A 12,418-nucleotide genomic window follows, 5' to 3' on the forward strand; every position below is an offset into this window, starting at 1 on the left:
CACAGGGGAATTGGGTGAGGCACCCATATTTGTAGCGCCTCGGAACGGTGTGGGAGCGAGCTTGCTCGCGATGGCGTCAGGTCAGTTGAATGGATGCCGGCAGACACACCGCTATCGCGAGCAAGCTCGCTCCCACAGGGGAATTGGGTAAGGCACCCATATTTGTAGCGCCTCGGAACGGTGTGGGAGCGAGCTTGCTCGCGATGGCGTCGGGTCAGTTGAGTGGATGCCGGCTGATACACCGCCATCGCGAGCAAGCTCGCTCCCACAGGGGCGGTGTCAGCTTGCGAATGCCAGGCGCAGCTCGGCGCAGAGGCCGCCGCCGTCGCGGTTGCTCAGGGTCAGGGAGCCGCCCATGGCGATCGCCAGTTGCTGGGCGATGGCCAAGCCCAGGCCGGTGCCGCCGGTTTCCCGGTTGCGCGAGCTCTCCACCCGGTAGAACGGCTTGAGCACCTCGGCCAGTTCCTGCTCGCTGATCCCGGGGCCACGGTCCAGCACCTGGATTGCCAGTTGCCCGTTGTCGGCCCGTTGCACCTGGATCTGCGCCGCACCGCCGAATTTCAAGGCGTTGTCCACCAGATTGACCAGCACCCGCCGCAGGGCATGGGGGCGGGTGTCGATCACGGCGGCGTTTTTCCCGGACAGTTGCACGTCCTTGCCGGTGTCCTGGTAGTCGAACACCAGGCTGTCGAGAAACGCATCCAGGCTGATCCGGCAACTGGCCTCGGTGGCGCCGTGGATGCTACGGGCATAGGCCACGCCTTCCCGCACCAGGTGTTCCATTTCGCTCAAGTCGCTCCACAGTTTGTCCCGTTCGATCCCTTCGTCCATGAACTCGGCCCGCAGCTTCATACGTGTGATGGGCGTCTGCAAGTCATGGGAAATCGCCGCCAGCAACTGCATGCGCTCCTTGAGGTAGGCGGCGATGCGGTCCTGCATGGCGTTGAAGGCCTTGGCCGCATGCACCACTTCAGTCGGGCCTTTTTCGTCCAGCCGGACGCTGTGGGCGTTCGGGTCGAGGGTTTCCACCGCCTGGGCCAGCCGGGTCAGGGGGCCGACGGCGATGCGCACGGCCAGCCAGGTACAGCCGATCAACAGCGCCAACTGCCCCAGCAACACCATCGGCAGCCAGGGGGAGAGGGGCATCATCGCCGGGCGTACGTCGATGGTCAGCGGGCTGCCGTCCCCCAGGCGCAGATGCGCTTGATAGTGCATTTTCGGCCCGGGAATCTGCTGGAAGGTCAGGCCATAGGCCTGGCCGATGGCTTCCTGGATCGAACTGACCGAGATCGGCGCGTCGGCCAGGTCCATCGGTTGGCCGGGCTGGCCTTCGTCGAGCAGGTAGCCATAGTTGCGCCGGGCGAGTTTCGGCAGCCAGGCCGGGCGTTCGGCGGCAGGCAGGCGGTCGAGAATGGCGACGGAGGTCGAGACATCGGTTTCCAGGTTGCCGAGCATGGTCGACCTGGCACTCTGGTAGCGCTCGTAGTACTGGGCGCCGAAGGACAGGCCCTGGGCCAGGATCAGGCCGATCAGGAAGATCAGCGACAACCTGGAGGCCAGAGTCCGCGGCCAACGCAGCGGCAGGCTCATACCGACGCCTCGAGGATCTCCACCGGCAGCGAGAACACGTAGCCTTCGCTGCGCACGGTCTTGATGTAGGCTGGTTCCCGGGCGTCGTCCAGCAGACGCTGGCGCAGGCGGCTGACCAGCAGATCAATGGAACGATCGAACAGGTCGGCGTCCCGGCCCTGGGTGAGGTTAAGCAACTGGTCGCGGTTGAGTACCCGTTGCGGATGATCGAGGAATACCCGCAACAAACGATACTCGGCGCCGCTCAAGGCAACCATGGTGCCGTCGGTGTCCAGCAGGTGGCGGGCGGTGGTGTCCAGGCGCCAGCGTCCGAACGCCAGCAGGCGACCGCTTTCGGTGACCACCAGGTTGGGCGGCAGCATGCGGGTGCGGCGCAGCACGGCGTTGATCCGCGCCAGCAGTTCACGGGCGGCGAACGGCTTGACCAGGTAATCATCGGCACCCATTTCCAGGCCGATGATGCGGTCGGTTTCGTCGTTGCGCGCGGTGAGCATCAGCACCGGCGTGGCCTTGTGCTTGCCGGCCCGCAGCTCCCGGCACAGCACCAGGCCGTCGTCACCGGGCATCATGATGTCCAGCACGATCAGGTCCACCGGGGTGGTTTCCAGGAAGGCGCGCATCTGCCGGCCGTCGGCGACGACGGTGGTGCGCAGGCCGTTCTTTTTCAGGTAGTTGCCAACCAGCTCTCTGATCTCGCGATCGTCATCCACTATCAACACGTGATCGACATGATCCATGGTGTCCAGCTCCTCGGCGTTTCGTTGTGCGCAGTCTACAGGCGCCGGCCAGCCCGGCTCGCGGCGGTTTGTATTGCAGTGTATCTGGCGCGCGACGGATACACAGCGATGCAAAAAGCCACCTGGCTCGATACAGACGCGATACCTGCGGGGCATTCAATGGCATCCATCGAGGCAACACAACGGGCCTCGGCAGACAAACCCCATTGAATCGAGGAATCGCCATGAACACCAAAGCCCTCTACGCTGCCTGCCTTTTTGCCGCGCTGAACATCTGCACCCTGTCGGCCCGGGCCGAAAGCAACGTGCAAGCGCACAGCTATACCTACGGCAGCCACCTGGACATCCAGAAGGTGCTTTCCCTGTCCGAAGACGCCGAGCCCACCTGCGGCGTGGTCAACGCCCACATGACTTACCTGGATTCGGCAGGGCACAAGCAGGCGCTGGACTATCGCAAGTTGTCCGATAACTGCAGCAACCAGAACTGAGCTGCTTTTGTGGCGAGGGAGCTTGCTCCCGCTGGGGCGCGAAGCGGCCCCCCATATCGGTCTGACACACCGCGTTGTCAGGTCATGTTCGGGGCCGCTTCGCAGCCCAGCGGGAGCAAGCTCCCTCGCCACAGGGTTTGCGTCGCCCTTTTATGTTGAGGTGTTGCCATGCTTCTGATCGCTTTTCTCGGCGGGATCCTGACGATCCTCAGCCCCTGTATTCTTCCGGTGGTGCCGTTTCTGTTTGCCCGGGCCGATCGCTCCCGTGGTTCGGTGCTGCTGACCCTCGGCGGTATGGTGTTGACGTTCGCCCTGGTCTCCAGCCTGGCGGTGGTCAGCAGCGAATGGGTGGTGCGCGCCAGCAGCGTCGGCCGGCAAGTCGCCTTGGTGGTGATGGTGGTGTTCGCGCTGTCGCTGATTTTCAGCCGGGTCGGCATCTGGCTGGCGCGGCCGCTGGTCAGCCTGGGCAATCGTCTGGACGCCGGGGCCGGGCGGATGGCCGGACCTGTGGCCTCGGTGCTGATCGGGGTCGCCACCGGGCTGCTCTGGGCACCGTGCGCCGGACCGATACTTGGGGTGATCCTGACCGGCGCCATGCTGCAAGGTGCCAGCGCACAAACCAGCCTGTTGTTGCTCGCCTATGGCCTGGGCAGCGCCTTGTCCCTGGGCACCCTGATCCTGGCCGGGCGTGGTCTGGTCGGGCGCTTGAAACTCTCACTGCCGATCACCACCTGGTTGCGCCGGGGAACGGGGCTGGCGGTGTTGCTGGCGGCCGTGGCGATCGGCACGGGGGCGGATGACCGGTTGTTGGCGGCCACGTCGTCTCAACAATCGGCCACCTTGGAAAAGAGCCTGCTGGAGAACGTGCCCAAGGCCATCGACTATGTGGTGAGCAAGGCCGACGCAAGCGCCATGCCGACCCTCGAATCCCAGGGCACCATGCCTTCGCTGGACGGTGCGGTGCAATGGCTGAACTCGCCTGCGCTGAACAGCGAGTCCCTGCGGGGCAAGGTCGTGTTGGTGGACTTCTGGACCTACGACTGCATCAACTGCCAGCACACCTTGCCCTATGTGAACGGTTGGGCGAAGAAGTATGAACAGGACGGGCTGGTGGTGATCGGTGTCCACACCCCGGAATACGGCTACGAGAAGATCATCGACAACGTGCGTGAGCAGGTGCGCAAGCTGGACATCCACTACCCGGTGGCGATCGACAACCAGTATGCGATCTGGCGCGCCTTCAACAATCAATACTGGCCGGCCCATTACTTCATCGATGCCAAGGGGCAGGTGCGCTACAGCCATTTTGGCGAAGGGCGTTATGGCGAGCAGGAGCAGGTGATCCAGCAACTGTTGCAGGAGGCGAAGATGAGCCAATGAGTTGATAGAAATTGTTTAATTTCAATGTGTTGTAGCTATGTTCTCTATCTATTTCTAGATTAATGGGCCACTTGGGGATGGATATCGCAGATGGCGAAGGCAAGCCGTTCCCCGTGGCGAGGGAGCAAGCTCCCTCGCCACAGGATTGCATGCAGATTCGAGAGTGGCGTGCAAATGCTGGCCCCTTGCTCATTTGCATACAGTCAAACTTCTTTCCTTTCAGAAAGTTGGGCGACAAACCTATGCGTATTTCTAAGTGGGTCGTAGCGACGTTTCTCCTGGCCGCCGTCTCGCTTGAGGCCCAGGCCAGGGCGCTGACGCAGAACCAGCAATCGGTGTGCCGCTGGGGTTCGGACATCGCGGCGGGTGCGCAGGCGTCGAAGTTGTCTGGCGTCAGCCTGTACGGCGCGCGCAAGAAGTTGCAAGTGCGCAAGTTTCCCCGGCCCTGGATGCGCATGACTGCCCTGGGCATTACCGAGCAAACCTACAACAGCGCTTCGCGTCTCAAGCCGGCTGCGGTCAAGCAGACCTACTACGAGCAATGTGTCCGTCATGAACTGGCGCGCCGATAGGCCTCAGGCCGGGCTGCGGCCTGGCATCTCGATACCGTGCTGATGCACCCGCCGATACAGGGTCGCCCGGGAAATGCCCAGGGCCCGGGCGGCGGCGGTGGGTTTCCAGCGGTGGCGCACCAGCGCATCGAGCAGTGCCTGGCGTTCCGGGCTGGCGCTCGGCTCCGGTCCCTGATCGGCGGCGTTCCTGTTGTGCAATGACTCGGGCAAGTGGCTGAGCTGAACCACACTGGCTTCACACACCGCGCAGGCGTAGCGCAGCACATGGCGCAACTGGCGGACATTGCCCGGCCAGTGATAACCGAGCAGGCATTCCAGCGCCGCGCCGCTCAGTTGCACCGTCCCTCCACACAACGCCGACTCCTCGGCAAGAATCCGATTGATCAGCGCCAGCCGGTCGCTGCGTTCGCGCAACGGCGGTAGCTGGAAACGCGCGCCGCCGAGGCGGAAGTACAAATCCTCACGAAACTCGCCGGCGGCCACCAGGGTCTCCAGGTCGCGGTGGGTGGCACAGACCACCTGAATATCCACGGCCTTGCGGCGCGATGCCCCCAGCGGCGCCACTTCACCCTCGGCCAGCACCCGCAACAGGCGGGTCTGCAAGGCCAGCGGCATGTCGCCGATTTCATCCAGGAACAAGGTGCCGCCATCGGCTTGTTGCAACAAGCCCTGCATGCCTTTGGCCGAGGCCCCGGTGAAGGCGCCGGCGACGTAGCCGAACAATTCGCTCTCGATCAGGCTTTCGGGGATGGCGGCGCAGTTCAACGCCACGAAAGGGCGATCACGGCGCTGGCTGGCCTGGTGCAACTGCCGGGCGAACACTTCCTTGCCGGAACCGGTTTCGCCCTGGATCAGCACCGGCAGGTTGCGATCCTTGACCCGTACCGCCAGGCGCAGGCTGTCGGCCAGGCGCGGATCGATCTCGGCAGGCGTCATCGCCACTCGCGGACGCGGGCTGGCGCGCTGGCGAGGCGCGCTCAAGCGGCCATGCAACGCGTGATCGAGGGGGCAGAGGCTTTCGTCCCGGGCACGGTGCAGCCGTTGCGGGTCGAAGACTTGGCCGATGTGTTGCGGCAACTGCCCGTAATGTTGCAACAGGTATTGGCGGGCGGCCGGGTTCAAGGCTTGCAGGCAACCGTCGTCGTCCCAGGCGAACAGGAAGTCCGGCTGGCTGTCGACGTAGCCGGCGTTGCGATGGGCCCGCAGCACCCAGTAACCCTGGGCGCTGCTCATGAAAAACGCCTGTTCGATCTCCCGGGCGCTCTGCACCACCATTTGCCGGATCAGGTGCTGCGAACGGCGATCGTCCGGCGAGCGCACCGCCGAAACATCCAGCACCCCGAGCAATTCACCCTGGGGGTCGAACACCGGGGCGGCGGAGCAAGTCAGGCCAATGAACGCCGCGCGGAAATGATCACGCTTGTGCACCGTCACCGGGGCCTTACCCGTGAGCACCGCCGCCACGCCGCAGGTGCCTTCTTCACCCTCCGACCAACAGGTACCCAGGTACAGCCCGGCCTTGCGGCAGTCATTGCGGATCGTGGTTTCCACCCGGTAGTCGATGGTCTGGCCCTGGGCATCGGTGAGTAGCACGCAGTAGTCGGCATCGCGGACCCGGCCATGGAGGCGGGCCACTTCTTCGCTGGCGATATTGAGGAACAGCTCGGAGCGCTCACGGCATTGCTTGAGCACGTCCTGGGAGAGGATGCGCGGGCCCTGCAGCGAACCGGGGTCCAGGTGATGTTGCTCCATGGACCGGCGCCAGGAGTCAAGGATCAGGTCCGGGACGGGCAGTTGTGGCAATTGGTTCGCGTTTTTCACCACGCGGCTGACGCAATCCACGTGCGCCCGGGAGTGAGCGGAAAGCATGGGGCCTCCGATTCAGCTTCTTGTCGTTGTGCGCACATTAAGCGCCGTTCGCTGGGTGCAGACAAGCTCGACGGATTATTCGGGCAGGGGTGAGACGCCACGTCTCAGCGTCTCGCCGCCACCTCGTGCAGGCTGACATGACGCGTCTCACCGGGGCTCGCTTTGCCTCATCGAAGAACACGGCTTGACCGCTCTGGTCCGGCCATCTCCCGGATGTTTTCCGTAGCTGGCACCGCCCTTGCTCTACCTCTGGAGCCCGCTTCGGCGAGGCATCCAATAATAACAACGAGGTGTCTATGTTTTCCTGCCCAGGGTCTGGTTGCCCAGACCGTTCGCCTGTCCTTTCCAGGGTGGCGCCATGAGCCGCCGGCCACTGACCGTGGGCATCATCGCCAATCCCGCATCGGGCCGTGATGTACGGCGCCTGACCGCCAATGCCGGGCTGTTTTCCAGCACCGACAAGGTCTCGGTGATCCAGCGCCTGCTGGCCGCTTTTGGCGCCACCGGCATCGAGCAGGTGTTGATGCCCACCGACATGATCGGCATGGCCGCCGCCGTGCTGAAGAACAGCCACAGCCGCCAGGCCCGCAGCAGCCACTGGCCGGCCCTGGAGTTTCTCGACCTGACCCTGCGCCAGACCGTCGAAGATACCCGCCGGGCCGCGCGCCTGATGGCCGAGCGCGAGGTGGCGCTGATCGCCGTGCTCGGCGGCGACGGCACCCACAAGGCGGTGGCCGCCGAAGTGGGGGACATCCCATTGTTGACCCTGTCCACCGGCACCAACAACGCCTTTCCTGAATTGCGCGAGGCCACCAGTGCCGGATTGGCCGGTGGGTTGTACGCCAGCGGGCGGATCCCGGCGCAGATCGGCTTGCGTCGCAATAAGCGCTTGCTGGTCTGCGATGCCGGACGTGGCCTGCGCGAAGTTGCCCTGGTGGACGTCGCCGTGTCGCCGCTGCGCTTTGTCGGCGCCCGGGCCATCAGTCGGGCACAGGACCTGGCCGAAGTCTTCGTGACCTTCGCCGAACCGCAATCCATTGGCCTGTCGGCGTTGTGCGGCTTGTGGTTTCCGGTGTCACGCCAGGCACCGGGCGGCGCCTGGATGCGCCTCGACCCGCAATCCCCCGAAGCGCTGCTGGTGCCGCTCGCGCCCGGCCTGTTGCAGGGCTGCGGGGTGCTTGCCGCCGGCCCTTTGGAGTCCGGCATCGCCCACAGCCTATCGCTCTCCAGCGGCACCTTGGCCTTGGACGGCGAGCGGGAAATCGAATTCAACGTCCATGACCGGCCCACGGTCACCCTCGATGCCGGCGGCCCGCTGAGCATCGACGTCAACGCGGTGCTGGCCTACGCCGCGCAACAGCGTTTGCTGGCCATCGGCCGCGAACACCCGCAACACCCTCTGAATCTTCAAGAAGACACCCCAGGAGAATAAAAATGTCGACACCGCTCACCCACGATCAACTGCTGCACGCCTACCAGGTGATGCGCACCATCCGCGCCTTTGAAGAGCGCCTGCACGTGGAGTTCGCCACGGGCGAGATTCCCGGTTTCGTCCACCTGTATGCCGGCGAAGAAGCGTCGGCCGCCGGGGTCATGGCCCACCTGGGCGATGACGATTGCATCGCGTCCAACCACCGTGGCCACGGCCATTGCATCGCCAAGGGCGTGGACGTCTACGGGATGATGGCCGAGATCTACGGCAAGAAAACCGGCGTCTGCCAAGGCAAGGGCGGCTCGATGCACATCGCCGACTTCGAGAAAGGCATGCTCGGCGCCAATGGCATTGTCGGCGCCGGCGCGCCGCTGGTGGTGGGCGCTGCCCTGGCGGCCCGGCTCAAGGGCACCGACAGCGTCGCCGTGGTGTTTTTCGGCGACGGCGGCTCCAACGAAGGCGCGGTGTTCGAAGCCATGAACATGGCCTCGGTGTGGAACCTGCCGTGCCTGTTCGTCGCGGAAAATAACGGCTACGCCGAAGCCACCGCTTCCAATTGGTCGGTGGCCTGCGATCACATCGCCGACCGCGCGGCTGGCTTCGGCATGCCTGGGGTGACGGTGGATGGTTTCGATTTTTTTGCCGTGCATGAAGCCGCCGGGGCCGCCGTCGAACGCGCCCGTGCCGGGGAAGGGCCGTCGCTGATCGAGGTCAAGCTGACCCGCTACTACGGCCACTTCGAGGGCGACGCCCAGACCTATCGGGCGCCGGACGAGGTCAAGCAGTTCCGCGAAAACCAGGACTGCCTGATGCAGTTCCGCGAGCGCACCACCCGGGCCGGCTTGCTCACCGTCGAGCAGTTGGACCAGATCGACAAGGAAGTGGACCTGTTGATCGAAAACGCCGTGTACAAGGCCAAGTCCGATCCCAAGCCCTCTGCGGCGGACCTGCTGACCGACGTCTACGTCAGCTATCCCTGACCGCCCCCCTGAATAACAAAAATAGAGAATCCCATCATGGCGAGAAAAATCAGCTATCAGCAGGCAATCAACGAAGCCCTGGCCCAGGAAATGCGCCGCGACTCAAGCGTCTTCATCATGGGTGAGGATGTGGCCGGTGGTGCCGGCGCGCCCGGTGAAAACGATGCCTGGGGCGGCGTGCTCGGCGTCACCAAGGGCCTTTACGATCAGTTCCCCGGGCGCGTGCTGGACACGCCGCTGTCGGAAATCGGCTACGTCGGTGCGGCAGTCGGCGCCGCCACCTGTGGCGTGCGCCCGGTGTGCGAGCTGATGTTCGTCGACTTTGCCGGCTGCTGCCTGGACCAGATCCTCAACCAGGCGGCGAAGTTTCGCTACATGTTCGGCGGCAAGGCCTCCACGCCCCTGGTGATCCGCACCATGGTCGGCGCCGGCCTGCGCGCCGCCGCCCAGCATTCGCAGATGCTTACGTCCCTGTGGACGCACATTCCGGGGCTGAAAGTCGTGTGCCCGTCATCGCCTTACGACGCCAAGGGCCTGCTGATCCAGGCGATCCGCGACAACGACCCGGTGATCTTCTGTGAGCACAAGTTGCTCTACAGCATGCAGGGTGACGTGCCGGAAGAGCTCTACACCGTACCGTTCGGCGAGGCCAACTTCCTGCGCGACGGCAAGGACGTGACCCTGGTGTCCTACGGGCGGCTGGTCAACACCGCGATGGACGCCGCACGCAGCCTGGCGGGGCGCGGCATTGACTGCGAAGTGATCGATCTGCGCACCACCAGCCCGCTGGACGAGGACAGCATCCTGGAAAGTGTCGAGAAGACCGGACGCCTGGTGGTGATCGACGAGGCCAACCCGCGTTGCTCCATGGCTACCGATATTTCCGCGCTGGTGGCGCAAAAAGCCTTTGGCGCACTCAAGGCGCCGATCGAAATGGTCACCGCGCCGCACACCCCGGTGCCGTTCTCCGATGCCCTGGAAGACCTGTACATCCCTGACGCGGCGAAGATCGAAAAAGCCGTGCTCAACGTGATCGAGTGGAGCAAGCGCTGATGAGCCAGATTTTTACCCTGACCATGCCCAAGTGGGGCCTGTCGATGACCGAGGGCCGGGTCGATGCCTGGCTCAAGGAGGAGGGCCAGGCCATCACCAAGGGCGAGGAAGTGATGGACGTCGAGACCGACAAAATCTCCAGCAGCGTCGAGGCGCCGTTCTCTGGAATCTTACGCCGACAAATCGCCCACCAGGATGAAACTCTGGCGGTCGGCGCCTTGCTCGGTATCGTCGTTGAGGGCGAGGCCAGCGAGGCCGAGATCGACGCCGTCATCGAGCAGTTCCAATCCAACTTCGTGCCCGGTGACGCGGCCGATGAAGACCGCGGCCCGAAACCGCAGAAAGTCGAGCTGGACGGCCGGGTGATCCGCTATTTCGAGCGCGGCGAGGGCGGCACGCCGCTGGTGCTGGTGCACGGTTTCGGCGGCGACCTGAACAACTGGCTGTTCAACCATGAAGCACTGGCTGCCGGGCGACGGGTCATTGCCCTGGATCTGCCGGGCCATGGCGAATCGTCGAAAACCCTGCAACGTGGCGACCTGAACGAGCTGAGCGGCGTGGTGCTGGCCTTGCTCGATCACCTGGACATCAACGCTGTGCACCTGGTGGGGCATTCCATGGGTGGGGCGGTGTCGCTGAATGTCGCGCGCTTGATGCCCCAGCGGGTTCGGTCGCTGACCTTGATCGGCAGCGCCGGGTTGGGGACGGAGATCAACGGCAGCTACCTGCAAGCTTTCGTCGAAGCGGCCAACCGCAACGCCCTCAAGCCGCCACTGATGCAACTGTTCTCCAATGCCGAGCTGGTCAACCGGCAGATGCTCGACGACATGCTCAAGTACAAGCGCCTGGAAGGCGTGGACGCCGCCCTGCGGCAACTGTCCGCGACGCTGTTCGTCGACGGTCGCCAGCAGATGGACCTGCGTGAAGTGGTGCAGGCCGGCCACGTACCGACCCTGCTGATCTGGGGCAGCGACGACGCAATCATCCCCGTGGCCCACAGCGAAGGGTTGAGTGCCCAGGTCGAAGTGCTTTCCGGCCAGGGGCACATGGTGCAGATGGAAGCGGCCGAGCAGGTCAACCGGCTGATCCTCGGGTTCATCGAGCAGCACTGATCAAGTGGGCGGTGGCAGGTGTCATCGTCCCTGAACATTCTGGAGGTAACGTTATGAACGTTTCAATCAAGCCGACCCGCAGCATGCGCGCCGCCGTCTGGCATGGCCGCAACGACATCCGCGTCGAAGACGTGCCACTGCCGGTTGCGCCGCCTGCCGGTTGGGTGCAGATCCGTGTGCAATGGTGCGGTATCTGTGGCTCTGACCTGCATGAATACGTGGCCGGGCCAGTATTTATCCCGGTGGACGCGCCACACCCGCTGACCGGGATCAAGGGCCAATGCATCCTCGGCCATGAGTTCTGCGGCGAGATTGTCGAACTGGGCGCCGGCGTCGAGGGTTTCAGTGTCGGCGAGCCCGTGGCGGCGGACGCCTGCCAGCACTGCGGCACTTGTTATTACTGTACCCATGGGCTCTACAACATCTGCGAAAACCTGGCCTTCACTGGGCTGATGAACAACGGTGCGTTCGCGGAACTGGTCAACGTGCCGGCGAACCTGCTCTACAAACTGCCCGCCGACTTTCCGACCGAGGCCGGTGCGTTGATCGAGCCGTTGGCGGTGGGCATGCATGCGGTGAAAAAGGCCGGCAGCCTGCTGGGCCAGAACGTCGTGGTGGTCGGTGCCGGGACCATCGGCCTGTGCACCATCATGTGCGCCAAGGCGGCCGGCGCGGCCCAGGTGATCGCCCTGGAAATGTCCGGTGCGCGCAAGGCCAAGGCTCTGGAAGTCGGCGCCAGCCACGTGATCGATCCGAACGAGTGTGATGCCCTGGCTGAAGTCCGCCGGCTGACCGCTGGCCTGGGGGCCGATGTCAGTTTCGAATGCATTGGCAACAAGCACACCGCCAAGTTCGCCATCGACCTGATCCGCAAGGCTGGCAAGTGTGTGTTGGTGGGTATTTTCGAGGAACCGAGCGAGTTCAACTTCTTTGACCTGGTCTCCACCGAAAAGCAGGTGCTTGGCGCGCTGGCCTACAACGGTGAGTTCGCCGATGTGATTGCCTTCATCGCCGACGGACGCTTGGACATCTCGCCGCTGGTGACCGGGCGCATCCAGTTGGAGGAGATCGTCGGGCAGGGCTTCGAGGAGCTGGTGAACAACAAGGAGCACAACGTGAAGATCATCGTGTCTCCCGCACGGATCTGAGAGCGCCCGGGTGGGCGATTTGGCGATGGCCGGCAGCGGCCATCGCCTTTTTTTCCA

Annotated in this window: 11 protein-coding genes; 8 read left to right on the forward strand and 3 right to left on the reverse strand. The window is 64.1% G+C overall.

Going from position 1 to position 12,418, the window contains the following annotated elements:
* Positions 1-279: 279 nt before the first annotated feature.
* Both AC3A5O_RS13865 and AC3A5O_RS13870 read right to left on the reverse strand, forming a co-directional pair.
* The gene (locus AC3A5O_RS13865; protein WP_122566435.1) at positions 280-1,590 is read right to left on the reverse strand and encodes an ATP-binding protein; all 1,311 of its coding nucleotides are present in this window, start codon (positions 1,588-1,590) and stop codon (positions 280-282) included.
* Entirely contained in the window at positions 1,587-2,327 is a 741-nt protein-coding gene (locus AC3A5O_RS13870; protein WP_003202589.1) for a response regulator, read from the reverse strand. The genes AC3A5O_RS13865 and AC3A5O_RS13870 overlap by 4 nt, the downstream gene beginning before the upstream one ends.
* A gap of 224 nt (positions 2,328-2,551) precedes the next feature.
* Between AC3A5O_RS13870 and AC3A5O_RS13875 the strand changes: the two genes are divergently transcribed.
* The 3 genes from AC3A5O_RS13875 to AC3A5O_RS13885 all read left to right on the forward strand — a co-directional run bounded on the left by AC3A5O_RS13875 (position 2,552) and on the right by AC3A5O_RS13885 (position 4,767).
* Complete coding sequence (locus AC3A5O_RS13875; RefSeq protein WP_122566436.1) at positions 2,552-2,815, forward strand: DUF2790 domain-containing protein; 264 nt, start codon at positions 2,552-2,554, stop codon at positions 2,813-2,815.
* 168 nt (positions 2,816-2,983) lie between these two features.
* On the forward strand, positions 2,984-4,195 hold the full coding sequence (locus tag AC3A5O_RS13880; protein WP_122566437.1) for a cytochrome c biogenesis protein DipZ: 1,212 nt from the start codon (positions 2,984-2,986) through the stop codon (positions 4,193-4,195).
* A gap of 242 nt (positions 4,196-4,437) precedes the next feature.
* Positions 4,438-4,767 (forward strand): hypothetical protein, encoded by a 330-nt coding sequence (locus AC3A5O_RS13885; protein ID WP_487753302.1) that lies wholly within the window; start codon positions 4,438-4,440, stop codon positions 4,765-4,767.
* Positions 4,768-4,770: 3 nt separating this feature from the next.
* Here the strand turns inward: AC3A5O_RS13885 and AC3A5O_RS13890 are convergent, their stop codons facing one another.
* Positions 4,771-6,636: a sigma-54-dependent Fis family transcriptional regulator gene (locus AC3A5O_RS13890; protein WP_487753303.1), complete on the reverse strand. Its 1,866-nt coding sequence runs from the start codon at positions 6,634-6,636 to the stop codon at positions 4,771-4,773.
* 358 nt (positions 6,637-6,994) lie between these two features.
* On the opposite strand from AC3A5O_RS13890, the gene AC3A5O_RS13895 reads away from it, so the two are divergent.
* The 5 genes from AC3A5O_RS13895 (at position 6,995) to AC3A5O_RS13915 (ending at position 12,361) form a co-directional block, all read left to right on the forward strand.
* Positions 6,995-8,068, forward strand: a complete 1,074-nt coding sequence (locus tag AC3A5O_RS13895) for an ATP-NAD kinase family protein (protein WP_122566439.1) — start codon at positions 6,995-6,997, stop codon at positions 8,066-8,068.
* A gap of 2 nt (positions 8,069-8,070) precedes the next feature.
* Positions 8,071-9,048 carry a thiamine pyrophosphate-dependent dehydrogenase E1 component subunit alpha gene (locus AC3A5O_RS13900; RefSeq protein WP_305470755.1) on the forward strand — a complete coding sequence of 326 codons (978 nt, stop codon included), beginning with the start codon at positions 8,071-8,073 and terminating at the stop codon, positions 9,046-9,048.
* A gap of 36 nt (positions 9,049-9,084) precedes the next feature.
* Entirely contained in the window at positions 9,085-10,101 is a 1,017-nt protein-coding gene (locus AC3A5O_RS13905; protein ID WP_487753304.1) for an alpha-ketoacid dehydrogenase subunit beta, read from the forward strand.
* Positions 10,101-11,213, forward strand: a complete 1,113-nt coding sequence (locus AC3A5O_RS13910; RefSeq protein ID WP_487753305.1) for an acetoin dehydrogenase dihydrolipoyllysine-residue acetyltransferase subunit — start codon at positions 10,101-10,103, stop codon at positions 11,211-11,213. Before AC3A5O_RS13905 ends, AC3A5O_RS13910 begins: the two co-directional genes overlap by 1 nt.
* Before the next feature lie 83 nt (positions 11,214-11,296).
* Entirely contained in the window at positions 11,297-12,361 is a 1,065-nt protein-coding gene (locus AC3A5O_RS13915) for a 2,3-butanediol dehydrogenase (RefSeq protein WP_240998454.1), read from the forward strand.
* Positions 12,362-12,418: the final 57 nt, after the last annotated feature.

The organism is Pseudomonas sp. Soil_N_39 (genome assembly GCF_057655955.1).

Coding starts and splice junctions, on each gene's coding strand:
- AC3A5O_RS13870 (WP_003202589.1), bottom strand. CDS start 2,327: ATGGATCATGTCGATCACGTGTTGATAGTGGATGACGATCGCGAGATC.
- AC3A5O_RS13875 (WP_122566436.1), top strand. CDS start 2,552: ATGAACACCAAAGCCCTCTACGCTGCCTGCCTTTTTGCCGCGCTGAAC.
- AC3A5O_RS13915 (WP_240998454.1), top strand. CDS start 11,297: ATGCGCGCCGCCGTCTGGCATGGCCGCAACGACATCCGCGTCGAAGAC.
- AC3A5O_RS13910 (WP_487753305.1), top strand. CDS start 10,101: ATGAGCCAGATTTTTACCCTGACCATGCCCAAGTGGGGCCTGTCGATG.
- AC3A5O_RS13885 (WP_487753302.1), top strand. CDS start 4,438: ATGCGTATTTCTAAGTGGGTCGTAGCGACGTTTCTCCTGGCCGCCGTC.
- AC3A5O_RS13865 (WP_122566435.1), bottom strand. CDS start 1,590: ATGAGCCTGCCGCTGCGTTGGCCGCGGACTCTGGCCTCCAGGTTGTCG.
- AC3A5O_RS13905 (WP_487753304.1), top strand. CDS start 9,085: ATGGCGAGAAAAATCAGCTATCAGCAGGCAATCAACGAAGCCCTGGCC.
- AC3A5O_RS13890 (WP_487753303.1), bottom strand. CDS start 6,636: ATGCTTTCCGCTCACTCCCGGGCGCACGTGGATTGCGTCAGCCGCGTG.
- AC3A5O_RS13880 (WP_122566437.1), top strand. CDS start 2,984: ATGCTTCTGATCGCTTTTCTCGGCGGGATCCTGACGATCCTCAGCCCC.
- AC3A5O_RS13895 (WP_122566439.1), top strand. CDS start 6,995: ATGAGCCGCCGGCCACTGACCGTGGGCATCATCGCCAATCCCGCATCG.
- AC3A5O_RS13900 (WP_305470755.1), top strand. CDS start 8,071: ATGTCGACACCGCTCACCCACGATCAACTGCTGCACGCCTACCAGGTG.